Raw genomic sequence first — 24,757 nt, forward strand, 5'->3', positions numbered from 1 at the left:
TATCCCCAAAATATGTTGCCCCGCAGCACAAAATGCTCCGGGGCAATATGTTTGAGTTAGTTATCAAAGCAATTCTGCGCTTCGCGCTCATGCACGTCCGCCAAAGTTGAAGGTACCCACACAGGCTTGTTATCTTTATCAATCAAGCGTGCCCGAATACCCTCTACAAAATCAGGCCGGGCCACCATATGGCGCACCATATTTTCCTCAAGTGCGAAAGCGGCATGTAACGAGGAAGCTGCACGTGCCCGGTGCCACCCACACCATGCCACCTGCACAGAAAACGGACAGGCACGAGATAGAGATTCCAGATCTTCCTGCGCCTCTTCTGACCCTTCCGCTTTCAGTTTTTCAATAACCTGCAAAATATCTGGTGCATCGTAACACGCATCTAGATTTTGCACGTCCAAACTTTCTGGCCGAGAATGCAGGCGTGCAAATACATGCTCCGCACTCTCAATACTCAGAGATTCTCTTAAATCTGTAAGCGAGTCCGATGACACGAGAACATCTGCAAACCCCATGGCTACGGCCTCTGCGCCATTCATGCGGCCACCGGTTACAGCTCGCCGCAACCCAGAAAAACCAGGTGCACGCGCCAGTAACCAGCTACCGCCAGCATCTGGGGCCAGACCTATAGCCGTTTCAGGCATAGCCAGCACGGATCTTTCCGTAACCACCCGATACCGCACATGTCCACCCAAGCCGATACCCCCTCCCATGGCCACGCCATCCAGAAAGGAAACGATGGGTTTTTGATAATCTGCCAGCAACAGCATGACGTTATAGACACGCTTCATCAGCTCATATGCAGCCAATGCTCCGTGTGCCTTCAAGCAATCATGAATGGCGCGTAAATCTCCTCCAGCGCAAAAAGCGCGCGCACTGCTGCTTTCCAGCAGAATAGTGTGGATGGACGGATCATTCCGCCATGCCTGCAAAGCATCTCTTATGCCGCTGGCCATGCTGATATCCACAGCATTCAAACGTTTGGGGCGGTCTAGAATAATACGCCCCAAATGCCCTTCCTGCTGCATTCTTACGCCAGATACGTCGGAAAGAGTTTGCTCTCTCATTGCTTTCCTCTTTATTTCATGCACAAACACGCACAGACCGTTTTTGATTGATTTAAGGAGAGCAGATGTTGGCTCCGGAGACCAGCGCCTACCGCGATGCCATGGCCCGACTTGGCGCAGCTGTGAACATTGTTACAACAGGAACGCTGGAAAACCCCGTTGGTTTTACCGCATCAGCCGTGTGTTCCGTAACAGATACCCCACCTACGCTGCTGGTCTGCCTGAACCGTGGAAGCCGTGCCCGACAGGCTTTTCATGAAGGTAGCGCATTATGTGTAAACGTGCTGGCATCCACCCAGCAGCATCTTTCCAACCATTTTGCCAGCCCCAATTCCATGCAGGAACGGTTTGCCACTGGGCACTGGACAACCTTAGCAACTGGTGCACCAGTGTTGGAAGAGGCCGTAGCCTCGTTTGACTGCAAGATCAGCCAGATTGTAGAGGTTGGCACACACAGCGTGATGTTTGGTATTGTGCAGGCGTTACGCACCCATGCAACGGCTCATGGGCTTGTGTATTTTAACAGAATGTACCACGCTTTACCTCATGTTCCGGCCCTAAAGCCCTAAGGGCTTTAGGCATACAACCAAGGTGTTGAATGATGTCGCAGAATTTTCATGACGATTACCCGGTAAAAGGGGATAATGACTACGTCCCTTTTCTGACGGTTAAAGGCCTCATCATCATACATGTTGCGCTTTTAATAGCCGTAGCTTTATGGTCTTGGTTAGATTGGTCCTTACCTCAGTAAAAGACTGAGCCGCAATTTTTTAGCTGCCCCGCACACGGCAAAACAGGCTCGCGGCTATAAACACACTGCCACCCAGTGCAGCAATCCAGAATGCTGTAGGGCAATTGGTGTACCAAGCTAACACCAAACCCAGCCAAGCCTCCAGCAACGCAAGTAACGTTGCAACGCCCATTCCCAACAACGGCGAAAAGCCCATCCGCAAACTTGCTGCAGCAGGCGCGATCATAAGCGTAAACACCAGCAAGACACCCGTAATCTGGGCGCATTGCGCTGTAGCTACAGCAACAATCATAAGAAAAAGAATATCAAGCAGGCGCATATTAACGCCCCGTGCCTCAGCTTGTTCTGGCTGGAGTGACGCAAAAAGAAGCGGCCTTGCAACAAACGCCAAAGCCATCAAACAGGTTACCGAAAGAGCACCCAGCCAACCCAGCATAGAAGGCCCAATACCCAGAATATCGCCAAAAAGCAGTGCGGTAGCCGAGCTGGCAGAGTGGGTTAGAAAATGCAGGCACAATGCCCCAAAACCCATGGCAACAGAAAGCACCAGCCCGATTGTTACATCCCGGCCTACAAGCCTGTCTCCCGCCAGCCCTATGGCAACACCGCCCCCAACAGCGCCAAGCCCAAGCCCAAGCAAAGCGGGCTGCCCCAACAGAAGAGCTGCAGCAGCCCCTGCAAATCCCACATGTGAAAGCGCATGGCTTGCGAAGCTTTGCCCACGCAAAACAAGAAACCAGCCTACAGGCCCACACACCAAAGCTGCCAAAAACGCTGCCAGAAAGGCAGTGCGCATAAATTCATACTCAAGCATCAAGCACCATGCCCCACGCACATACAGGACTGGAGTGATGCCCCACCGCCTTCTGCCACAACAAATAATCTATTTCCCGCCTTAATCACCTCAACCGGCGCCCCGTAAAGCGCGCTAAGCGTTTGGCTTGTCATCACATCTTCCACACGCCCCAGCACCGCCTTGCCATGTGCCATGTAAAGAACATGGTCCATCAACCCCATAAGCGGATTGATATCATGGGTAGACATCAGCACCGTCATATTTCTATCGCGCGCCAATGTATGAATGCGCTCTGCTGTTTCACGCATACGGGTGGGGTCTAGGCTGGCTAAAGGCTCATCAAGCAGCAAAATATGCGGGGTATCCAACAATGCCTGCGCCAGCATCAGCCGCTGCCTTTCTCCCCCAGAAAGAGAGCCAACTGGCCGCTGCGCCAGCGCCTGCGCATCTACTGCGGCCAAAGCTGCATCAATATCTGCTCTGGCCTGTTTGCCGTAAAATGGCAGGCCCCATTTCCATCCCTGCTGCGCTGCGGCAACTGTGCTCCAGCCGCTAAGTTGTGCGGCCACCATGGCGCGCACCTGTGGCATATACCCTATGGGCATACGGCCTTTTTGCACTAACTGGCCTTCTATCCATATCTGGCCAGCCGAAGGCTTTTCTAGCCCCAAAAGAGTTCTAAACAGGGTTGTTTTTCCAGCCCCGTTTCCACCCAGAACAGCCACAAAACTGCCTGCAGGAACTGTAAAACTGATATTGTCCAGAACTGCTTTTTTCTGGCGCAACAGAGTTACGCCAGCCACTTGCACAGCAGAAGATGGCATTACTGCGTTACACCCAGCAGGTGCGCTACTTGCGTAAGAGTTGAGCCGATCCATATCTGCCAATGCGTATCCTGCGGCATAATTTCCGCCAACGGCAGAATGGGTATACCTGCGTTATGTGCCAGAGCAATCAGCTGTTTGCTGGCTGGCTCTTCTACCTGCACATTATAGGCAAGGAGCCGCAACTTTTTTTGCTTAAGATCCTGTTCAAACGTGGCAACCGCAACAGGTGGTGGTTCAACATCATTCATGATGGCAATCTGGAAAGCATTTTCCTTCATGTCCAAACCGAGATAATTAGCCAACGGGGTAAACAGCGGTTCTGTTGCTGCCACAGCCATACCTTGCACGTGTGGGCGCAATGCAGCGGCCTGCGCCTGCACTCGGGCAATATCAGCCTGCAACTTATGCCCGCGCGCAGCATATGCTGTTGCATGTGCTGGATCTGCCTGTTCGCACGCTTTTTCAAATCTTTGCGCAAAATCTGCCACAGCGTTGAGATCATACCATAAATGGGCATTTCCGCCCTCGTGCCAACCGGGCCATGTATCTGCACGCACATACCGCGCCTGTGGCAAAGCCGAAGCCTGCACTAAATGATCCATCCATGCATCGTATCCCGCGCCATTGGCCACAACCAATGTGGCATCTGCAACACGACGCGCATCATCCGGTGTAGGAGCGTATAAATGCGGATCGACAGCTGGTGATACAAGTATGGATGTAACGTGCATGTCTGGCTCAGCAATTTGCGCAGCCAGATCCCCCCATGTGTTTTCTGCCGCCACAACAGACAAAGGGCGTGCAGCCGCACAACCTGTGCCCATGGTTGCAAAACCAAGCACAGCCACCATACCAAACAACATCCGGCGTGAAGTGCCTTTTGTTTTCCTCAATTCCATACCCATTATCCTGCCATGCCTAAATGCAATGTAATATTATTACATTTTATCAGCTGCGCGTCACCACCCCACACGCGCAAATTTGGCCTTCACCTCTCAGATCAGTTACGCTAAGAAATACAGAGAACGGATGATGAACATGCCCCACCCTACGTCTTCTTCCACAGCAACACCTCATACCTTTCCCGCGCATATTGAGCATCAGCTTAATAAAGCGACTGCCTTATGCGCCCAGCAAGGCGCCCGTATGACAGCGCAAAGACGCGACGTGCTTGGGCTTATCCTTATGCATGCACACCCGGTAGGCGCATATGACTTACTGGAAGAACTAAAAACAGCAGAACGGCGTCCTGCACCCCCCACCGTATATCGCGCTCTGGATTTTCTGCTTGAACACGGCCTGATCCACCGCATTGAACGCCTTTCCGCTTTTATTCCCTGCACCAATCTGCGCCATTGTTCCCATACGCACGAGCACTCAGAAGCTTGCCTGCATACTGCGCAGTTTCTCATTTGCCGTAACTGCAAAACTGTCACGGAAATTGCGGATACAACTGTTTTGGAAACCCTGAAACACATTTGCAAAAACAAGAATTTTGTTATTCAGAGCACCTCGGTAGAAGTAGAAGGACTATGCGCAAACTGTGCATCTCAACAGTCGGTAATACATCCCGCAAAAGAGATTCCGCACCAAGGTGCATAATGGGTAACCATCGCCCTTCTTCCTTACAGGACATGCTGCCAGAATTATTGCTGCCTGCATCGCAAGAAAAGCAACTACCACGCAGTCCTAGACAACAGCGCACTCAACAGAAACGACCAATCAACACAAAAGAAATACAAACAGACTTATTCTCTCTTCCTCTTCTTCCACCGCTGCGCACACGCTTTTTACCAAGTGAAATCCGCCTGACACGCATACCTTCCTTGGCAGCCACTCATGCCAAGGAAGCTGATGGTTTTCTGTATCATATCGCAAATGCCTCTATGGCATCTCTGTTATTACAAGAAGGGCTCCCTCTTAATAAGCGTCATCCACTCATGCTGACAGAACAGAATGGCATAAGTGCGTGGCTGGCAAAGCTATCAGATTACGTGCCGGACAATAATTCTGCAGATGCCGTTATCCTACGCTTACGCCGTATAATGGTAGAAGATGCGCTTGAACCAGATCCCGATCATACGGCAGAATTTGCAAGCAACTGCTACCTACTGAGCGGTAACTTTAAGTGCGCGATAACTTAAAAAGAGCCCTCTATTTTAGCACGGTAGTCTTAGAGAAATCTAACAGACAAGAATGGGAAAGTAGCCAGAAAACTATATATACTTAAATATAGATTCAGAACGTTTTTCCCCTGAAAAGGAAATTACCCGTAAAATGTAAAATTTCCTCTCAGTAACATATTACATTTAAAAAGGGTTCATTCCGTTTCCACAGAAATGAACCCTTTTTAAAACAGCATTATTTTACAGCTAAATGTCTAAACCAGATAAAAGGTTATGACATTTAGGACGCACGCGTGCGACGGCTGGTTTTTGCTTTTGTCTTACGCGCAGCAGGTGCCTTTACTGCTACTTTTTCAGCCTCTGCAGCTGCCGCCAAACGTTCGTAGCGCTTACGACGACGTTCTTCCTGGACAATACGCAGCTTTTCTACAGCTGAAAGTTTCTTTTTAGCTGCGGGTTCTACTTCACGCACAGCCCGCTTACGGGTTGTAGCAGCTGCAGCGCTACGTGTTGAAGTTGCTGGTTTTGCAGCCTTACTGGCAGCAGGGGCCTTGGCAGTGCGCGTGGCGCGTACAGACTTTGCGGCTTCCACCTTGGCTGGCTTTGCAGTTTTACGCGCTGCAGTGGCAACCGGGGCTTTGGCAGCCCGCGTTGTTTTGGTGGCACGCACTGGCTTTTCAACCACATCTTCCGCTTTGGCTTTAGTGCGCCGCGTTGTCTTGGGAGCAACCTTACTTTCAGCTTTGGCAGCTACAGCTTTCTTACGTGCTGTTGTTTTGGGTGCGACCGGTTTTTCTTCTGCTACTTTGCGGGGAGCAGCCTTACGCACATAAGCACGACGCGGCTTAGGAGCTTCTGGCTCTGCTTCGAAATCAAAAAGCTCTTCTACTTCGACAACTTTTGCACGAGGCGCGCGCTTTTTAGGTGCTGCAGTAGCAACCTTGCGCTTGGAAACCGTCTTACCCGCAGCAGGTTTTCGGCGGGCTCTTGTCTCACTCATTCCAACTCCTTTTCATCTCCCTTTAAAAATAAGGAGATATACAAACAACATTTTTAAACTTCAAAACTTCTTTAACTGAAGCACATACCTATAAGAACTGGTATAGCCTTAGATTTTCATTCTACATAACAAATGCTATAGAAAATGCAAAAAAATACTTTCACATTTAAAGATATATTTCATTCTTCTGATCTATTTACCTTAAAAATGTTCTAAATACGTTCTCAAAAATTCATGTGCTTGTGGCATATTGCTCAAAACAGGCAATCATCCTTATATCTTAAATGCAGACCTCTCCTTCTCACGGAACATACTTCATGAAAATCAACGGCACCTCTTTCCGCAGTGTATGGGTTGATGAAAAAGACCTATGGTCTATTCATATTTTCGATCAAACACGCCTTCCCTTTTCACTAGATATCCTGCGGCTTACCACCGTTCAGGATGTAGCCCACGCCATTACCAGTATGCAGGTACGTGGCGCTCCACTTATTGGTGCTGTTGCCGCTTATGGTCTGGCACTGGCATTACGCACAGACAGCAGTGATACCAGCCTTGAACAAAATGCAGCTATGCTTGCGGCAACGCGCCCTACTGCCATAAATCTGCGCTGGGCTCTTGAAAGAATGCTAAATGCTCTCCGGCCCATTCCGCCAGAAAACCGAGTATCCGCTGCTTATACTGAAGCCCAGCATATCTGTGATGAAGACGCGGCCCAAAATGAAGCTATTGGCAGGCATGGTCTTAAACTTTTGCAGGATATTGCCGGCAAAAAAGAAAAAGGGCAGCGCCTGAACATTCTCACCCACTGCAATGCCGGATGGATTGCCACAGTAGATTGGGGCACCGCCTTGGCCCCCATTTACATGGCGCATGATCTGGGCCTGAACGTGCATGTATGGGTAGATGAAACACGCCCTCGTAATCAGGGAGCCGCCCTTACCGCATGGGAACTTGGAAGCCACGGCGTTCCGCATACTGTTATTACAGACAATGCCGGTGGCCATATAATGCAGCATGGTCAGGTTGATATTGTTATTGTTGGAACAGACCGTGTAACCCGCAATGGGGACGTTGCAAACAAAATAGGCACTTATCTGAAAGCTCTGGCTGCACAGGACAACAAAATACCATTCTGGGTTGCATTACCTTCTACAACCATAGATTGGCGTATTGCCGATGGCATCCGTGATATTCCTATTGAAGAACGTGCAGCATCTGAAGTGACTCACGTACAGGGGCGTATGTCAGACGGAAAAATAGGCTCTGTACAGATCACCCCAGATCATAGCCCAGCAGCCAACCCTGCTTTTGATGTCACACCTTCCAGACTTGTAACCGGGCTCATTACAGAAAAAGGCTGCTGCCCAGCCACAGAAAACGGTCTCATCACCCTTTTCCCTGACCATAAGTAAAAGTCATCCTGCATACCGCCATGCTGCATGGCGGTATGCAGCCTTCATGACTTGACGCTAAGAGTAACTATTGAATAAGCGAAACCATGTGCAGGCCTTGCAAAAGGCACAATACTTCATGGATTTTCCAGAAAGGGTTACCATGTCAGAAACCATTGAAACACCCACAACGCAGTTTCTGACTGCTCACGGCATTGCCTTTACCCTTCAGGATTATGACTATGTGTCTGACCCTGGAAAAATTGGCCTGCATGCTGCTGCTGGCATTGGTATCGACCAAAACAAGGTTTTCAAAACCCTGATGGTTGAAATCGATAAAAAGCAGATTGTTTGTGTAGCTATTCCTGTTCATAAAAAAATGGACCTAAAAAAGGTGGCTGCCCTGTTTGGTGGTCGCAATGCACGTATGCTGGGAGCTGAAAAAGCCGAAGCCCTGACCGGTTTTAAGGTAGGGGGTATCAGCCCCTTTGGCGCACGCACGCAAGTACCGGTGGTGTTAGACGAAAGCGTTCTCAAACTGGATACGCTTTACATTAACGGCGGCGGCAGAGGCTTGGTGGTAGCGCTTAAACCAGCAGATGCTATCCGCTGCGTGAATGCCCGCACGGCTGATGTTACTGTTCCTGACGCCGGATAACACAGATACAGAAAAGAAACAGGCGCGGCACAAAAACACAAACCCTCTTCCACCCAGAACAACAGACGCTTATTGCTATAGCATTCAGACTTCCGACCAATGGTTGTCTCGCGCTCCGGATCTACCGGAGAGTTGTTCTGGTATGGAGACGAGATTGTCACGCAAGCTTACCGTTGCCCTGCTGGCCCCTTTGTGTCTAGCAGCATGCGCCACACAGCAACCACAGCCAGGTGCACGCCCCACCCCTAGTGCTTCCAGCACGAATACGTGGAACACAGCCAGTGGTGGCTACGGCTATGGTGGCCATGTGCCAGATTTTGCCACCCGCAATTTTGAACCTTTTAACCGGCAGGATGTTGTGGGCATTGCCATGCGTGAATGGCGCCTGTTTGGCAGCCCGGTAAATGATGATGACCCGGAACAGCGCCCAGAACCGCAAGTGGCCTCTGTAAAGCCAGAACGCGCCCCCGGTCTGTGGGAACGCGTAGGGGAATACTGGTGGATTGGTATGGACCCGGACATGACAGAAACATCATGGACCGGCAAACACGATGCCAACGGACGGTTGACCGACTTTGTGCATGATGGATCTTATGCGTGGTCCGCTGCCTTTATTTCCTACGTTATGCGCGTAGCAGGGGCTAACAGCCGCTTTCCCTATTCTCCCAACCATTCCACTTATATCAACGCTGCAGCTTCTGGGCAGTCTCCCATTCTGCGGGCGCAGGATCCGGCAAATTACACCCCCAAACCGGGTGACCTCATCTGTGTAGCACGTGGCCGCAGCAAAGACACAATCCGATTCTCCAGCCTGCCCACCTCTTATGGGTTTCCTGCGCATTGCGGCTTTGTTGTTGCTGTTGGCCAGAATGGACAGCCTTTTGGCCGACAAATCAGCATTATCGGTGGCAATATTGATGATGCCGTTGCCCTGACCCATGTACCAACAGATACCCAAGGGCGCCTCGCCTCCCCCGATGGCCAGAGCTACGACTCACGCTATCCGTGGGTAGCTATTCTCGAAGTGCTTTACGACGCAGAACAGGAACCAACAGCTGGTCAGTAAAAAGCGGCATAAGCCGCTATCTTTCATCTGTTTGCCCTTGGGGCAGAATTTTCAGATGGAGCATGATAGTCTGACCAACGCATTATAACGTGACAGCATAAGGTGTAACCAAATGACTGAAAACGCCGTTTCCACCCCTCACCCCGGCTGGACCACGCTTTCTGCCGACATGCCGGGCGCGGTGGGCGGAACCCCTCTGGTACGCCTGCGCAAAGCGTCTGAAGCCACAGGGTGTGATATTTACGGCAAGGCCGAATTCATGAATCCGGGCGGTTCTGTCAAGGATCGTGCGGCGCTGGCCATTATTGAAGATGCAGAACGCCGTGGCGTGCTTAAACCCGGTGGCACAATTGTTGAAGGCACCGCCGGGAACACCGGTATTGGGCTCACACTGGTTGCCAATGCGCGTGGATATAAATGCGTTATTGTCATGCCCGAAACCCAGAGCCAGGAAAAAATCGGCTTTCTGCGCATGATCGGGGCAGATCTCCGCCTTGTGCCAGCCAAACCCTACCGTGATCCGGGCAATTACGTGCACGTTTCACGCCGCCTCTCCGAAGAAAACGGATGGGTATGGGCTAATCAGTTCGATAACGTTGCCAACCGTGAAGGCCACCGCGCCACCACGGCACCAGAAATCTGGCAGCAGATGGGCGGTAAGGTAGATGCCTTTACCTGCGCCTGCGGCACAGGCGGCACGTTAGCTGGCGTGGCCTTGGGGCTGCATGATGCTGCCAAGCGCGATGGCGTAACAGCCCCCCGTATTGTGCTGGCAGACCCAGAAGGCTCTGGGCTGTATGGCTGGGTGAAAAGCAATGATCTGTCTGTTTCTGGATCTTCCATTACAGAAGGTATTGGCCAATCCCGCGTAACAGGCAATCTGGAAGGCGCACCTATTGATGATGCCGAGCGGATTCCTGACCCAGAAGCGCTGGAAATTATTTATAGCCTGCTAGGTGAAGAAGGCCTTTCCGTTGGCGGGTCTTCTGGCATTAACGTGGCCTCTGCAATCCGTACTGCACGCAAACTCGGCCCGGGGCATCGGATTGTCACCATTCTTTGCGATGGCGGCGCACGTTATGAATCCAAACTGTTCAACCCCGAGTTCCTGCGGGCAAAAAATCTGCCAATCGCACCTTGGCTGAACAAATAAGGTCTTTGGTCACAAACCAATAAAAAAGGCCGGGGGCTTTACAGCCACCCGGCCTTTTTTATGACGGGAAACTCATTCCCACTCAATCGTGCCCGGGGGCTTAGACGTAATGTCATACGTTACGCGGTTGATCCCGCGCACTTCGTTCACAATGCGCCCAGCAACACGGGTGAGGAAGCCCATGTCAAACGGATAAACATCGGCTGTCATGCCATCTGTACTGGTGACGGCACGCAGGGCGCAGGCCTGATCATACGTGCGGCCATCGCCCATCACACCAACGGTGCGTACTGGCAGCAGCACTGCAAAGGCCTGCCAAATTGCATCATACAGTCCGGCAGCCCGGATTTCTTCCAGAAACACGGAATCCACCTTACGAAGCAGATCCAGTTTTTCCCGCGTGATATTGCCCGGAATACGAATAGCCAGCCCCGGCCCCGGGAACGGATGACGCCCGACAATAATTTCGGGAATCCCCAGTTCGCGTCCCAGATCGCGCACTTCATCCTTGAAGAGTTCGCGCAGCGGCTCAACCAGCTTCATGTTCATCCGCTCTGGCAAGCCACCCACATTGTGGTGAGACTTGATGGTAACGGAAGGACCACCGGTAAAGCTGACACTCTCAATCACATCTGGATAAAGCGTGCCCTGCGCAAGGAACTGCGCCCCGCCCAGCTTTGTGGCTTCTTCTTCAAACACTTCCACAAACAAGCGGCCAATGGTTTTCCGCTTGATTTCCGGGTCTGTAACGCCTTCCAATTCCTTCAGGAAAATGTCTGAAGCATCGCGATGCACAAGCTGGATGTTAAACTGGCCGCGGAATGTCTTGATCACATCATCAGCTTCGCCAGCGCGCAGCATGCCGTGATCAACAAAAATACAAGTTAGCTGATCGCCAATAGCTTCATGGATCAGCACCGCAGCCACGGAAGAATCCACACCACCGGAAAGACCGCAGATAACCTTGCCATCACCCACCTGCTCACGAATCCGGGCAATTTCCATTTCACGGAAACCAGCCATCGTCCATGTGCCGGAGCAGCCTGCAACATTATGGGTAAAGTTTTTAAGCAGTGCTGCACCATGCGGCGTATGCACCACTTCCGGGTGGAACTGCACACCATAAAGGCGGCGGCCTTCGTCTGCGATAACAGCAAACGGTGCGCCTTCACTCACTGCAACAGTACGGAACCCGGGGGGAAGTTCCACCACGCGGTCACCATGGCTCATCCACACCTGTTCACGGCCACCACGTGCCCATGCACCACGGAACAGCGCGCAATCTTCTACAATATCAACAAAGGCGCGGCCGAATTCACGGTGGTCTCCGCTTTCAACCTGCCCACCCAGCTGTTTGCACATGGCCTGCTGACCATAGCAGATGCCCAGCACAGGCACGGCCATTTCAAACACCACATCCGGCACACGCGGGGCATCTGGGTTGTTTACGCTGGCAGGGCCACCAGAAAGAATAATACCACGGGGTGAAAACTGACGAATCCGTTCAGCATCTGCCGTAAACGGCCAGATTTCACAATACACACCACTTTCGCGCACACGGCGGGCAATAAGCTGCGTAACCTGACTTCCGAAATCCAGAATCAGAATACGGTCATGGTGCAAGGATTCATCCAGCTTGGAAGGCGAAACAGGCGGGGTGGCATCAACAGACATGAACTGCAGGTCTTTCTGATTTCAGTGCCAGAACTGGCTTTTCCTAAGGATGTGCGGCCACATATGGGGCTACACGGGCTCTCTTACAGGCGGATATAAAGCCATGCAGTCATGGCGTCACCCTAAAAACCAGAAAGGTGCACACCTATTCCGCCTGATACCCGCCTTGCCTGTGCCATACACAAGGTACAGATTGCCAACGAAATCAGGAGTTTTTGCATGAAGCACACACGTTTTTCCTGTTGGCTGAAATATGGCGCACTGGCGTTAGGCAGCCTTGGCTTTTTTTGCACATCCGCCCAAGCCGCCACGCAACCGGCCTCTGCCGCAGATGACCCATACGGGGAATGGATTGGCACCCTTGTGCAAGACAAAGGCGAAAATTGCCCCGTTAACGGCACATCACTCATGCAGATCGAACCCAAACGCATGATCTTTGTGCCTGAAATGGGCACGCTGATCCTACGCGGTACGCCTGATAAGAGTAAGCAGCATTATCATGCGCAACTTGTTTTAAAGGACGCCAAAAACCAGCCGCTTCCCATGGTGTTTGAAGCACATCCGGCTGGAGATACGTTTGAAGGCGTATACGGAACCCCCGAATGTCGAGCCCATGTTACGCTCCATCGCCCAGAAAACCGCGGTTGGAAAAACTTTCTGGGCAATGACTGACAAAAAATTTCACTTTTTTGCATTTTAGGGGTTGCCGACCCCACCGTGCTCGGCTAAATACCCGCTCACGGCGCACCCGTAGCTCAACTGGATAGAGCACCAGACTACGAATCTGGGGGTTAGAGGTTCGAGTCCTTTCGGGTGCGCCAAGTTTTTTCCAAGAAAATTTAAAATACCTTCCTTGCAAGATTTTGCATGTGGTTTTGTATTTTTTGCACATTCAGAATGGACGCATTTTGTCTGCGCCCATTCTTATGCTTTGCTCAAGAAATTCCGATATCCCGTAATTTTTTGCCAGACATCAGATTCCGCTCAATCTGCTCCAAGCTGATACCCTTGGTTTCTGGCACAAACAAATATGTCAGCCCTAAAAAGCAGGCATTCAATGCGGCAATCATTCCAAAAGTGGCAGAACCACCCAACCATGCCAGCACGCTTAAAAAAGAAGCACCAACAATCATGTTGGCAATCCAGTTTGTCAGGGTGGAAAGCATAATGCCCAGATCCCTGCCCTGCATTGGCTGAATTTCCGAACACAGCACCCACACAATCGGCCCGGCAGACATGGCATGAGCCACAATAAAAACCATGACCATAAACACACATGCCATGCGGGATGCCTGGTCCACCATGCTGCCGTGGAGCAGTAAGGAGAGGCTCGCCATGCTCAGCACCATAATGGCAAAGCCACAATACAGCACAGGCCTGCGCCCCCACTTATCAACCAGGCTGATGGCCAGAAATGTTGCCATCACATTTACCAGCCCGATCATGGCGGTGCACCACATCTGTGCAGTCCCTACAAAGCCTGCAAGCTGAAAAATACGTGGGGCATAATACATCACCACATTAATGCCCGCGAATTGCTGCATAACTTGCAACAACATGCCCAAGCCAACCGAACGGCGAAAATTGCCGTTTGCGCGCAATAAGCTCCAGCCATTCTGGCGTGCCTGCAACTGGTTATGAATGGCCTTTATTTCGGCCCGTGCTTCCTGCGGGGTTGCGCGCAGGCTTGTCAGCACTTCCAGCGCTTCTGCCCTCCGGCCACGCATCATAAGCCAGCGCGGGCTATAGGGTAGAAACAAAACCCCAATAACGTAAACAATGCCGGGAATGGCAATAATGCCAAACATCCACCGCCACTGCCCGTGGTAGCTAAAAAACGTATCGCTTAAAAACGCCAGAAAAATACCTATCGTAATCATAAGCTGATAGGTGGAAATCATGGCGCCACGGCTAGATTGGTCTGATACCTCGGAAAGATAAAGGGGAGCGGCAAAAGCTGCCACGCCAATGGCCAACCCCATCAGCACGCGCCCAGCTATAAGCACAGGCACAGACCATGCCAGAGCACACAGTAAGGAGCCGGCAATAAAAACGCCGCCCCCAAAAACTAAAGACCATTTGCGCCCGGTATGCCGGGTAATCCACCCTGCGCCTACAGCCCCTACGGCCGCGCCCGCCATCATGGCGCTGACAATCCATTCCTGCGCCAGAGTAGATGCGTTGAAATCCCGCGCCAGAAAATCTAGCGCCCCGGAAATAACGCCAATATCCAACCCGGACATCAGGCCTGCCGTTGCAGCCAGAACACCAACAACCACAACCTTTATGGGAACAGTACTATCTGCTCCCTTCTCAGGCATTGCTGCGTTTTCCATTTATTGTTCCACTTTGTTTTTCTGGAAGACGCAGAGGCTTTACAGGTAATTGGCTCAAAAGGGAAAAGACTTTCTCCTCTTACCCTCCACGCACCTGAATACAGGGGAGCGCACGTGCCCGCAGCACCTGACAAACATCAGCCGGACCGGTATTCTGAGCTGTAATAAACTGCGCCCGATAATAAGACCGCCCTGCTACAGAAGCCTGTGTAACAGTAGGACGCACAGATAAGGCATGCGCTGTTAGCAGACGGTTTACAGATTCCAGCGTGTGCTGTGCCTCGGCATAAGATGCAAAGGCCCCTACCTGCACCGCTCCAGATGATCTTGCTGACAAAGATGATGAAGGCAGCGTGAGAACATGCGCCGGGCTGGAACGCGCATATCCTCTTTGTTCTGAAGGTATATTATACGCTGCAGCTTGCACCGGGGCACTACCAGCCCCAGCAGGCACTACAGCAAGCGGCGTAGCTGTTACCGCCTGATCTGAAACACCAGCCGGTTGCGCCTGTGCAACTTCTACAGGAGCAGCTTCTTCAACCGGTTGCGGGTCTGGATGAGGCGTATCTCTATCCATCAAGCAAGGGGTTGAGGGATCATATGCTGCATCCGGGTCACGCAAACAGCCATCGGCCGTGCGCGAAAGATCTGCCCGTGCATATTCTGCCACAGGAGCTGCCGCTATGGATGAACCAGCACTGGCTACCATTACAGGGGAAGGTGCTGGGGCAAAACTGCCAGCTGGTGCGGTTGCTGTACCCAAATGGGGCGTAATGGATGCAACGTAATTCACCGTTTCATCCGGCAAAGGCCGCCCAGATGTTAAATAGTCATCTACGCGTTGTGGGCCAGCATTATAAGCTGCCAAAAACCCGGGCGCACCATAATGATCATACATCTGGCGGATATACCCTGCCCCCGCCATGATATTATCATGTGGGTTATACGGATCTCCCCCCAGATTGAACTGGCTTTGCATATCCGCATAGGTAGCGGGCATAAGCTGCATCAGCCCCATTGCACCGGCGGATGACGTTGTAAGCTGACCATCCAGATACTGATGCCCACCCGATTCCTGCTGCATCACGGCACGTATCCAGCTTTCCGGTATGGAAAAACGCTGCGCCGCTTCCCTGATATATGGTCCCCACGGATCTTCTGCCGGGCCTACAGGCCTATAGGCCGCCGGGTTGGCTTCTGACCTTTCATATGCAGCCTGATAATACGCTTGAGAGGATGCATATCCACCGGATCTGACAGCAGGCGTAGCGCACCCCGCCAACCCCAGCAGTAACGCGGCACATACCGTTTGCCGTTGCTGAATCCGAAAAGACACCTGCCGTCCCCTTCCGCATGAACTTTTGCCAATAAGGCTTGTCCCATAAACTTGCGACAAAAAGCACGGATTACGGGGCTTCTCCACATCCATTACCAATATGTCATTTTCATGAAAGATGGCTGTTTAGCTGCCTTTCTAAAAGTTCCCTCATCACAACATATTGTTATAACGACATTTTTTCTTGCATCGCGCCGCAACCGTTCCCTTAAGATTGTTTTATCCCCCACGTAAGAAGGGGAATTAACGCCTATTCAGGAACTGCCATGTTCATACAGCCACTTGTTCCAGCAGGGCACAACCTTGTGCTGTCATTTCTGCTCGCGGCCTCACCTATTATCGTTACACTCTTTGTTATGGGCATTCTGCGTCGTCCGGCATGGCAAGCCACTCTGGGCGGCTTGATTGTAGGGTTGCTGGTAGCCACCACAATTTGGGGGCTGCCTGCCAAATTGGCTGTTGCCAGCATCAGCAATGGTGTTGTGTTTTCTCTTCTGCCAGTTATGTGGATCGCGCTTTCTGCACTCTTTCTGTTCAACGTGGCTGTACAGAACGGGCGATTTGATGCTTTCCGAGACTGGATTATCCAACACGTCCCCAATGACAGGCGCATCATGCTTGTTGTTCTGGGCTTCTGCTTTAGCGCTGCCCTAGAAGGTGTGGCCGGATTTGGCACCCCCGTAGCTATTACCAGCGCTTTGCTGATCATGCTGGGTTTTCCGGCATTGGATGCCCTGACCTATGTGCTGATCTTTAACTCCGCACCCGTAGCATTTGGTGGCTTGGGTATTCCCGTTACCGTTCTGGGCTCCATTACAGGGCTACCGGCAGATGTGCTGGGGGCAACCATTGGGCGGCAGCTTACCCCGTTTGCGCTGCTTATTCCCTTTTACGTTATGGCACTTTACGGCGGGTGGCGTTCCGTCCGGCAGACATGGCCCGTACTATTGGTTGCCGGTGGCAGCTTTGCCTTAACGCTGCTGATTATTTCTGGCGCCGGGCTTTACAGCCTGAGCAACGTGCTTTCTTCCAGCGTGGCACTTGTGGCGACCATTGGCTTCCTACGCTTTTGGAAACCGATATCCGACCCACAATACGCTATTGATCTTAGCCATCTGCACAACCAGCACACAGGCACTGCCCCCGTTCCGCGTTGGCAAGGGTGGATTCCGTGGATTACGGTTATTGCTGTGGTTATTGCGTGGGATGCGCTGCATATCGCCAAAATTGGCGCACTGCCCATTCATTGGCCGGGGCTGGATAATGCGGTATTTATCTCTCTGTATAAAACACCCTATGCCGCTGTGTGGAAGTTTGAACCCTTGGGCACAGGCACGGCTATTCTGGTTGCCACCATTCTAACAGCCCTGTTCACCCGTACAACACTACAGCAGTTTGGCGCGGCCGCCCGCACTACGCTCAAACAGGGCTGGTTGGCTGTGGTAACTGTTGCACTCACAATCGGGCTGGCATTTTTGATGAACTATTCCGGCATGACCTATACTTTGGGATATGCGGTTTCTTCTGCGGGCATGGTCTTCCCACTGGTTTCTGTTTTCCTTGGCTGGATTGCCGTGTTCCTGACGGGGAGTGATACCTCCGGCAACGCCCTTTTTGGCAACCTGCAGGTGGCCGCAGCGCATCAGCTTTCACTGGACCCGGTGCTGTTTGCTTCAGCAAACTCATCAGGTGGCGTGATGGGTAAGATGATCTCGCCCCAGAACATCACCACCGGCGTATCTGTAACATCCCTCAAAGGGCAGGAAGGTACCGTGCTGGCGCGTACCTTTAAGCACAGTCTGTTTTTAACATTCTGTATCGGGTTGGTGGTTGTTTTTCAGCAGTTTGTGCTGCGATAGCCGATTTACTGCCATCCAATTACGCAAAACAAAAAACGGCCCCATTGAGGTGGGGCCGTTTTTTTATGCAGATTTCACTACGTGCACTCAGGCACCGGGTAGAGGCTGCAAGATATGAAGCTGAATGGGGGCTTCCAACAGCGTGTTCAGTTCTGCTGCTAGTGTTTTAAAATGCGGCGTTTCCATATGATCCTGCAATGCCTTGCGGCTTGCCCAACGCTCTACAAAAACAAATGTCTGCGGATCATCCAGATCACGGTTGGGCACATACTGGCTGTTGGTGCTTTCTGCACGAGATGGCTTGATGCACGCCACCATAGCCTGTGCCACTTTTTCCTCTGCGCCCGGCTTTGCCTTCAAAAGAGCAACAACTGTAATTTCTTCGCTCATGCTATGTGCCTCTTTCCTGTTAAATTGCGATCACGCAGGAATAGTAGGCAATATGTTTCGCCCTGACTATGGGATGAAACCCCACTTCTGGGCACATCAGGCATTTGACAGCTTGGAGTGCACGATGCCGCCCTTTATACTCCCCCGCCATGATAGTAATTACAGGGGGAGCCGGTTTTATCGGCTCATGCCTACAGGCTGCATTGGCTGCCAGAGGGCTGGAAACAATAATTGTTGATTGGCTTGGGCAGGAAGGCAAATGGCGCAATGTGTCTCAGCATGCGCCTACGCGCCTGATTGCGCCAGAAAATCTGGAAGCCTTTTTGGCCACAACCCCAAAAATAGACACCATTTTCCATATGGGCGCTATCAGCGAAACCACCGCAACAGATGGTGATCTGGTATGGCGCACCAATGTGGAGCTCTCACAAACACTATGGGACTGGTGCACACGCAACCGTGCACGGTTTATTTATGCGTCTTCTGCCGCCACATATGGCGCGGCTGACAGACCAGAGCTTTTTAATGATGATCCGGGCAATCTTTCACAATTGCGGCCGCTTAATTTGTACGGCTGGTCCAAACACGTGTTTGATCAGCACGTTACCACCACGCTTGATCAGCACACACCTCGCCCACCGCAATGGGCCGGGTTAAAGTTCTTTAACGTTTACGGGCCAAACGAATACCACAAAGGCAAGATGATCTCTGTGGTTAAAGTAAAATATGATGAAGTAAAATCCGGCCAGCCAGCACGTCTGTTCCGGTCTGACAGGCCAGATATTGCAGATGGCATGCAAGCCCGTGACTTTATATGGGTAGGTGATGTCGTAAACGTTATGCTCTGGCTGTATGATAACCCGGAGGTATCAGACCTGTTTAATTGCGGCACAGGCACCGCACGCACCTATCTGGATATGGCCCATGCCGTGTGTGATGCCATTGGCTGTGAACGCCGGGTAGAATTTATTGATATGCCCCAAAGCTTGCATGGGCAGTATCAATCCTACACACAGGCAGATCTTTCCCGCCTGCGGGCTGCTGGTTACACTGCCCAGTTCACACCGCTGGAAGAGGGCGTTAAACGCTACGTGCAAGATTATCTTGCCACTGATAATCCCTATCTCTGACCCAGCCATACCGGATCACCCATCATGCTTCCTGTTCTGATGTTTCCTCAGTTTAACCCGGTGCTGGTGCATGTCGGGCCATTTGCCATACGGTGGTATGCGCTCTCCTACATCATCGGCATTGTGCTGGGCATTACGCTGCTGCGGCGATTGGTTAATCTTCCTCCGCGTGCTGGCACGCCAGAACTGGCAGATGACTTTCTGGCTTGGGTAACCCTTGGCATTCTAATGGGCGGCCGGCTGGGATACGTGCTGTTTTACCAACCCGGCTATTACATCACGCACCCTCTGGCCATGCTGGAAGTATGGCACGGGGGCATGTCCTTCCACGGTGGCGCGCTTGGCGTCATTATTGCCATGATGCTGTTTACATGGCGGCACAAGCTCAACTTTCTGGCTTTTGCAGACCGTGTAACCATTGCGGTGCCAATCGGTTTGGGGCTGGGCCGCGTGGCCAACTTTATCAATGGTGAGCTTTGGGGGCGTGAAGCTCCGGCCTCTCTACCATGGGCGATGATCTTTCCAGATGGAGGGCCAATCCCACGCCATCCCTCTCAGATTTACGAAGCGCTTACAGAAGGGCTGCTGCTTTTTTTGGTTATGTTTGCGGCCTCTCGCAAACTCTCTATCCGTCAACACCCCGGTTTTCTTGCCGGCCTGTTTTTAGCCGGATATGCCTGCGCCCGGAGTTTTTGTGAATTTTTCCGTGAACCGGATTCATTCCTTGGTTTTCTGCCCGGTGGTATCACCATGGGGCAATTGTTGTGCTGCCCCATGCTGGCCGCCGGTATTGCGCTTATGGTGTATGCTAACCGCCACCCTGTTTACGAGGGTATTCCCCCAGAAGCAGAAGAAGCCAAGCCGTAAGCGCGCTCATGCCTTCCCCCTTGCCTCCAAAAGCTGAAAGGCTGGATATATTTATGGCGCGCGCCAATGCGCGCTATTATGCAACCAAGCCTTTGCTTTCAGACTTTATTACTGCCCCTGAAATCTCTCAGGTTTTTGGAGAACTTCTGGGGGCTTGGGCTACCACGGTCTGGCAGAATATGGGCTGCCCTGCGCAGGTTATTCTTGCCGAAGCCGGGCCGGGCCGCGGCACACTTATGGCAGATGCACTACGCCTGATTACGCGTTGTGCCCCAGATTTTGCGCGTGCCCTTGATGTGCATCTGATAGAAACTTCCCCTCTTATGCGGCAAGCACAAAAGCAGGCTCTAGCCCCTTATGTGCACCCCACATGGCATGATCGGATAGAAAATCTTCCTTCTGGCCCGCTCATTCTATTGGGAAATGAATTTCTGGATGCCCTTCCCATTCGCCAGTTCGTGCAGACCCCTTCAGGCTGGCACGAACGCTACGTTATGGATGAGGCATTTCACCTTGTTCCATGCCATGCGCCAGCACTGCCAGATGGCAGAAATCTGGAACCAGACACTATTGTAGAGTTATGCGAACCCGCGCTGGAGGTTGCACGCTATCTGGGGCAACGTTTTGCAGCACAGCCAGGTGCGGCACTGTTTATTGATTACGGCCACCATTCCACCCTAACGGGTGATTCCCTACAGGCCTTACGCCATGCATGCCCAGCCCAGCCGCTAAAAGCCGCCGGAGAGGCCGATCTCACGGCGCATGTTGATTTCACCGCCCTTGCCGCAGTTGCCCAACAAGCAGGTGGCCATGTTTATGGCGCAGAAACGCAAGGTGCTTTTTTGCGCGTATTAGGCCTTATGGAACGCACCGAACAACTGGCCACACGTGCAACCACAGAAGAGGCTGCCATATTGCGCAGTGCCGCGCATCGGCTAGCCGCTCCTGAAAAAATGGGGCATCTGTTCCGTGTTATGGCCCTTGCCTCCCCCGGCCTGCCCTCACCTCCCGGCTTCATGAAAGGAGCGGACGTATGACCACAACGCTCTCACCTCTCACCAGCCCTTTGCTTGGGCATACACGCCACGGATTTTTTACACGGGAAGGTGGTGTTTCCACCGGCCCCTATGCCAGCCTCAACTGTTCTACAAAATCTGGCGATAGCCCACAAAATCTGGCTGAAAATCGTAGGCGGGTTGCAACCCATCTGGGCGTTCAGGCAGATCACTTGTTAGGCGTTACACAAGTGCATGGCCGTGCCGTGGTCACCGCCACAGCACCTTGGCCACCCGGCTCTGGCGCACCAGCTGATGCGCTTGTCACCAATCAGCCTGATATCGCCATTGGTGTGATTACCGCAGACTGTGCGCCTGTGCTGTTTGCCAATGCAGAAGGCACCATTGTTGGCGCCGCCCATGCTGGCTGGCGCGGTGCCTTGGCTGGTATTTTGGAATCTACCTTGGAAGCCATGAAAGCCCTTGGCGCTAACGCTGAAAGTATTAGCGCTGTTGTTGGCCCCTGCATTGCTCAGGAAAGCTACGAAACGGCTGAAGACATGCACATGGCCATTACCTCGGCAGATAAACAGGCAGCACGCTTTTTTGCACCGGGCACACGCCCCGGCCATTATCAGTTTGATCTGGCTGGTTGGTGTGTTTTCAGGTTGCAGCAAGCTGGGGTGCGCAATGCTGCCGCATTAGGCGTTGATACACTCTCTGACGAAAAACGCTTTTTTAGCCATCGCCGCCGCACTTTGGCGGGTGGTGGACAAATTGGACACCAGATTTCAGCGATTGCTACGGGACCTCAGAACGGATGAACCGCCTTTTACGCCATACTGCCCTGCCCCTTTCCTCTTTACTGCTGTTGGCAGGGTGTTTGGATGTGCCGCATCCGTTTTCTAACCCCGGAAAAGGGGCTTCAAAACTTGCGGCCAATGCACCACCATCCCGATTAGATATCCCTACCCCTACGGATTCCTTGCTCCCTAATGCTTCTGCCCAGATATGGGCCAAGGATGTTGCATCGGAACTGCTTCAGCAAACCATTCCGGCCATTGCTCAACCCACACGGCCCGGAGACTGGTGGCTCAAAATGCGAGCAGAATTAAGGGGGGATCAAGTTGTGCCAATTTACACAATCATGACGCCCAAAAACCAAATTCGCGCTACGCAGGAAGGGCAAGCCGTACTAGCCACCCAATGGTCTGCCGGAGATGCATCCTTCTTCACGCTGGTTGCGCAGGATGCTGCGCCACGCATTTCCTCTGTGCTGACGGGTATTCAGGCAGATGATATGGAAAAAGATCCACACAGCCTGAAGCATCGTGCTGCACGGGTTTACTTTACCGGTGTAACCGGTGCACCGGGCGATGGGAATATATCTTTGGCCCGGGCTTTCACCGCCTCTTTCCGAGACAGTGAAGATACAATCCAGAACTCAAAGGAAAATGCAGATTTCACGGTCATTTCCACCGTTAAACTTACACCTGGCCCCGTAGGAACACTTGGACACCCCCAGCAACATATCGAAATTGTTTGGCGCGTTGTGGACAAGGAAGGCAAGGAAGCCGGAGCAGCAACACAGCTGCATGATATTGATGCCCATTCCCTAGATAATTATTGGGGGGATGTTGCCGTTGCCGCTGCGCAGGAAGCAGCCGCTGCTGTTAAACAGATTATTGGCCGTTATTCTGGGCGAGATAATGCACCATTAGGCGCTGCCAACGCACAACACCCACAGCCAACACAAGCAAAAGCTACCGGAAGCACAAACAGCACGGCAAATCCAGCCCAGCCAAATCAACCGGCAGCTTCTGCATTACCATAAGAAATAATGAATCTCTTTCTCTGCTCGTCCCTCAAGATAGGCAGAGAAAGAGAAACCTTATGAGCGGGAACCGGGGGAAATTACCACACAACCGCTAAGCTTGCGGCAGGCATCCAATGCTTCCTCATGCGAAAGATTGGTCAGCCGGGCCCGATACAATTTGCCCGTTTTGGCCTGAACACTTGCAATTTGCGCACGGGCCCCAGAAAGAGCCGCCCGATTACGGGCCTGCCCGGTTGCACTCTGCGCCATGGACTGCGTGCCAAAAGCCCCCACCTGAATAGCCCATGTTTTTGATTCATCGCTGCGTGTGCGATGCGTCAATAACGGTGCTGGCTCTGCATGCGCGGCAGGAAACATCTGCATGCGCCGTTGGGAAGATGTATTCCCCAACACAAGGCGCGCAGGTGCCGTAGGTTGTTCTGGCGGGTTTGGAATGGGGTCAGACGCATCTGCCACCTGCACTGGCGCAGTTGAAGCCGCTGTTTCAGAAGATCCCAACCGCTGCGCCCAAGCTGCACGCACATCTGCCGGGCTTTCTGTCAGCCCGTTAATGCGCCCCTTACGGGCAACCGGCTGCCATTCTGGCGTGTAAGAAGTGGTTGCAGAATCTCCATCACTGCCCACAACTTCAGCCAATTGCACGGGCTGTGCACCACTATTTCCGCTCCGCTGCGCCCATGCGGACTTAACGGAGTTCACTTCCCCCACAGACTGAATGGGCTGGTAAGATTGGGCCATGCTATCATGGCTGGCTACCAGCAGATCTGCCTGAGAGCGATTGGTGGGTGAAATGCCAACAATTCTGCGCCCAATAGAGGCAACATAGTTACGGGTTTCACGCGGGAGAGTGCGGTTGCGCGTTAGAAAATCTTCTAACCTTCCGGGCCCTGCATTGTAGGCCGCCAAAAAGCCCGGAGAACCATACACATCATACAACTGGCGAATATAGCCTGTGCCCGCCATGATATTATCATGCGGATCAAACGCATCGTCACCCAGATTATAGGCTTGGCGCATTTCATCATATGTAGGCGGCATTAACTGCATCAGCCCCATAGCGCCCGGCCCGGATGTAACAAGCTGGCCATTATGGAAAAGCCGCCCACCCGATTCCTGCTGAATAACGGCGCGTATCCATTCATCCGGCACATCAAAGCGCTTTGAGGCTTCCTGAATATAGGGGCCCCAAGGATCTTCCGCCGTGCCCGGTGGTGCGTAATAGGAACGTGCATGTGCCCGATACCGTGCGGCTTCTTCTGCCACAGGCATGGTAATATCATCCCCACTGGGCTGATTTGCACAGGCAGAAAGCAAGGCCAGAAGCCCCAGAATAACTGAACCTTTGGCAGCATGGGCCAGCCTTTTGCCTCGCCATGCCACAGAACACCGCTTATGCTGGCTGATCTGTCTGGATGTCATGCTATCTGGTCATCCCATTCATGGAAGGCAAGGCACCGGCTTGTCGGGAGGTTTTCCTGACGATCTG

General features: G+C 52.4%; 24 protein-coding genes and 1 tRNA gene. 15 read left to right on the forward strand and 10 right to left on the reverse strand.

From position 1 onward, the window contains the following. Positions 1 to 56 precede the first annotated feature (56 nt). The gene (locus tag EOV40_RS10710) at positions 57 to 1,076 is read right to left on the reverse strand and encodes an enoyl-CoA hydratase/isomerase family protein (RefSeq protein WP_128105956.1); all 1,020 of its coding nucleotides are present in this window, start codon (positions 1,074 to 1,076) and stop codon (positions 57 to 59) included. A 65-nt stretch (positions 1,077 to 1,141) separates the two neighbouring features. Here EOV40_RS10710 and EOV40_RS10715 point away from each other — a divergent pair, with 65 nt between their 5' ends. Beyond that, positions 1,142 to 1,645: a flavin reductase gene (locus tag EOV40_RS10715; RefSeq protein WP_050818530.1), complete on the forward strand. Its 504-nt coding sequence runs from the start codon at positions 1,142 to 1,144 to the stop codon at positions 1,643 to 1,645. 201 nt (positions 1,646 to 1,846) lie between these two features. On the opposite strand, the gene EOV40_RS10720 is transcribed toward EOV40_RS10715, so the two are convergent. From EOV40_RS10720 to EOV40_RS10730, 3 genes are read right to left on the reverse strand one after another with little or no spacing between them, the layout of a single operon-like run. After that, complete coding sequence (locus EOV40_RS10720) at positions 1,847 to 2,641, reverse strand: metal ABC transporter permease (RefSeq protein ID WP_014457408.1); 795 nt, start codon at positions 2,639 to 2,641, stop codon at positions 1,847 to 1,849. Continuing rightward, positions 2,641 to 3,447: a metal ABC transporter ATP-binding protein gene (locus EOV40_RS10725; protein WP_128105957.1), complete on the reverse strand. Its 807-nt coding sequence runs from the start codon at positions 3,445 to 3,447 to the stop codon at positions 2,641 to 2,643. The genes EOV40_RS10720 and EOV40_RS10725 overlap by 1 nt, the downstream gene beginning before the upstream one ends. Next, a complete protein-coding gene (locus tag EOV40_RS10730) occupies positions 3,447 to 4,355 on the reverse strand; it encodes a metal ABC transporter solute-binding protein, Zn/Mn family (protein ID WP_128105958.1) in 909 nt (302 codons plus the stop codon). Before EOV40_RS10730 ends, EOV40_RS10725 begins: the two co-directional genes overlap by 1 nt. A 124-nt stretch (positions 4,356 to 4,479) precedes the next feature. Between EOV40_RS10730 and EOV40_RS10735 the strand changes: the two genes are divergently transcribed. Further along, on the forward strand, positions 4,480 to 5,052 hold the full coding sequence (locus EOV40_RS10735) for a transcriptional repressor (protein WP_128105959.1): 573 nt from the start codon (positions 4,480 to 4,482) through the stop codon (positions 5,050 to 5,052). Further along, on the forward strand, positions 5,052 to 5,594 hold the full coding sequence (locus tag EOV40_RS10740; RefSeq protein WP_244296910.1) for a hypothetical protein: 543 nt from the start codon (positions 5,052 to 5,054) through the stop codon (positions 5,592 to 5,594). Before EOV40_RS10735 ends, EOV40_RS10740 begins: the two co-directional genes overlap by 1 nt. 262 nt (positions 5,595 to 5,856) lie before the next feature. On the opposite strand, the gene EOV40_RS10745 is transcribed toward EOV40_RS10740, so the two are convergent. Further along, positions 5,857 to 6,576 (reverse strand): histone, encoded by a 720-nt coding sequence (locus EOV40_RS10745; protein ID WP_128105960.1) that lies wholly within the window; start codon positions 6,574 to 6,576, stop codon positions 5,857 to 5,859. 284 nt (positions 6,577 to 6,860) lie between these two features. Here EOV40_RS10745 and mtnA point away from each other — a divergent pair, with 284 nt between their 5' ends. The 4 genes from mtnA to EOV40_RS10765 all read left to right on the forward strand — a co-directional run bounded on the left by mtnA (position 6,861) and on the right by EOV40_RS10765 (position 10,847). Beyond that, a complete protein-coding gene (gene mtnA, locus EOV40_RS10750; protein WP_128105961.1) occupies positions 6,861 to 7,991 on the forward strand; it encodes an S-methyl-5-thioribose-1-phosphate isomerase in 1,131 nt (376 codons plus the stop codon). Between the two features lie 118 nt (positions 7,992 to 8,109). Next, positions 8,110 to 8,628, forward strand: coding sequence for a Cys-tRNA(Pro) deacylase (gene ybaK / locus EOV40_RS10755; protein ID WP_050818536.1), 519 nt, complete (start codon positions 8,110 to 8,112; stop codon positions 8,626 to 8,628). 142 nt (positions 8,629 to 8,770) lie between these two features. Next, complete coding sequence (locus EOV40_RS10760) at positions 8,771 to 9,694, forward strand: DUF2272 domain-containing protein (RefSeq protein WP_128105962.1); 924 nt, start codon at positions 8,771 to 8,773, stop codon at positions 9,692 to 9,694. Positions 9,695 to 9,806: 112 nt separating this feature from the next. Then, positions 9,807 to 10,847 (forward strand): cysteine synthase A, encoded by a 1,041-nt coding sequence (locus tag EOV40_RS10765; protein WP_003623602.1) that lies wholly within the window; start codon positions 9,807 to 9,809, stop codon positions 10,845 to 10,847. Positions 10,848 to 10,919: 72 nt separating this feature from the next. On the opposite strand, the gene guaA is transcribed toward EOV40_RS10765, so the two are convergent. Continuing rightward, complete coding sequence (gene guaA / locus EOV40_RS10770) at positions 10,920 to 12,521, reverse strand: glutamine-hydrolyzing GMP synthase (RefSeq protein WP_050818538.1); 1,602 nt, start codon at positions 12,519 to 12,521, stop codon at positions 10,920 to 10,922. Positions 12,522 to 12,740: 219 nt separating this feature from the next. On the opposite strand from guaA, the gene EOV40_RS10775 reads away from it, so the two are divergent. Then, positions 12,741 to 13,193, forward strand: a complete 453-nt coding sequence (locus tag EOV40_RS10775; RefSeq protein ID WP_050818539.1) for a hypothetical protein — start codon at positions 12,741 to 12,743, stop codon at positions 13,191 to 13,193. A gap of 72 nt (positions 13,194 to 13,265) precedes the next feature. Further along, a tRNA-Arg gene (locus tag EOV40_RS10780) sits at positions 13,266 to 13,342 on the forward strand. A gap of 114 nt (positions 13,343 to 13,456) precedes the next feature. On the opposite strand, the gene EOV40_RS10785 is transcribed toward EOV40_RS10780, so the two are convergent. Then, the gene (locus tag EOV40_RS10785) at positions 13,457 to 14,857 is read right to left on the reverse strand and encodes a sugar porter family MFS transporter (RefSeq protein ID WP_087651540.1); all 1,401 of its coding nucleotides are present in this window, start codon (positions 14,855 to 14,857) and stop codon (positions 13,457 to 13,459) included. 79 nt (positions 14,858 to 14,936) lie between these two features. Next, a complete protein-coding gene (locus EOV40_RS10790; RefSeq protein ID WP_208729337.1) occupies positions 14,937 to 16,280 on the reverse strand; it encodes a lytic transglycosylase domain-containing protein in 1,344 nt (447 codons plus the stop codon). 179 nt (positions 16,281 to 16,459) lie between these two features. Between EOV40_RS10790 and EOV40_RS10795 the strand changes: the two genes are divergently transcribed. Further along, positions 16,460 to 18,052, forward strand: coding sequence for an L-lactate permease (locus tag EOV40_RS10795; RefSeq protein WP_050818542.1), 1,593 nt, complete (start codon positions 16,460 to 16,462; stop codon positions 18,050 to 18,052). An 87-nt stretch (positions 18,053 to 18,139) separates the two neighbouring features. On the opposite strand, the gene EOV40_RS10800 is transcribed toward EOV40_RS10795, so the two are convergent. Further along, on the reverse strand, positions 18,140 to 18,442 hold the full coding sequence (locus EOV40_RS10800; protein WP_003623595.1) for a putative quinol monooxygenase: 303 nt from the start codon (positions 18,440 to 18,442) through the stop codon (positions 18,140 to 18,142). A 149-nt stretch (positions 18,443 to 18,591) separates the two neighbouring features. On the opposite strand from EOV40_RS10800, the gene rfaD reads away from it, so the two are divergent. From rfaD to EOV40_RS10825, 5 genes are read left to right on the forward strand one after another with little or no spacing between them, the layout of a single operon-like run. Beyond that, a complete protein-coding gene (rfaD, locus tag EOV40_RS10805) occupies positions 18,592 to 19,572 on the forward strand; it encodes an ADP-glyceromanno-heptose 6-epimerase (protein ID WP_128105964.1) in 981 nt (326 codons plus the stop codon). 24 nt (positions 19,573 to 19,596) lie between these two features. Further along, positions 19,597 to 20,439 carry a prolipoprotein diacylglyceryl transferase gene (lgt, locus tag EOV40_RS10810; RefSeq protein ID WP_050818544.1) on the forward strand — a complete coding sequence of 281 codons (843 nt, stop codon included), beginning with the start codon at positions 19,597 to 19,599 and terminating at the stop codon, positions 20,437 to 20,439. 8 nt (positions 20,440 to 20,447) lie between these two features. Then, a complete protein-coding gene (locus EOV40_RS10815; RefSeq protein WP_128105965.1) occupies positions 20,448 to 21,476 on the forward strand; it encodes a class I SAM-dependent methyltransferase in 1,029 nt (342 codons plus the stop codon). After that, positions 21,473 to 22,258 (forward strand): peptidoglycan editing factor PgeF, encoded by a 786-nt coding sequence (pgeF, locus tag EOV40_RS10820; protein WP_128105966.1) that lies wholly within the window; start codon positions 21,473 to 21,475, stop codon positions 22,256 to 22,258. Before EOV40_RS10815 ends, pgeF begins: the two co-directional genes overlap by 4 nt. Then, positions 22,255 to 23,268 (forward strand): hypothetical protein, encoded by a 1,014-nt coding sequence (locus EOV40_RS10825; protein ID WP_128105967.1) that lies wholly within the window; start codon positions 22,255 to 22,257, stop codon positions 23,266 to 23,268. The genes pgeF and EOV40_RS10825 overlap by 4 nt, the downstream gene beginning before the upstream one ends. Before the next feature lie 57 nt (positions 23,269 to 23,325). On the opposite strand, the gene EOV40_RS10830 is transcribed toward EOV40_RS10825, so the two are convergent. Then, positions 23,326 to 24,690, reverse strand: coding sequence for a transglycosylase SLT domain-containing protein (locus EOV40_RS10830; RefSeq protein WP_128105968.1), 1,365 nt, complete (start codon positions 24,688 to 24,690; stop codon positions 23,326 to 23,328). Between the last annotated feature and the right edge of the window lie 67 nt (positions 24,691 to 24,757).

This window comes from Acetobacter oryzoeni (genome assembly GCF_004014775.2).
GTDB lineage: Bacteria > Pseudomonadota > Alphaproteobacteria > Acetobacterales > Acetobacteraceae > Acetobacter > Acetobacter oryzoeni.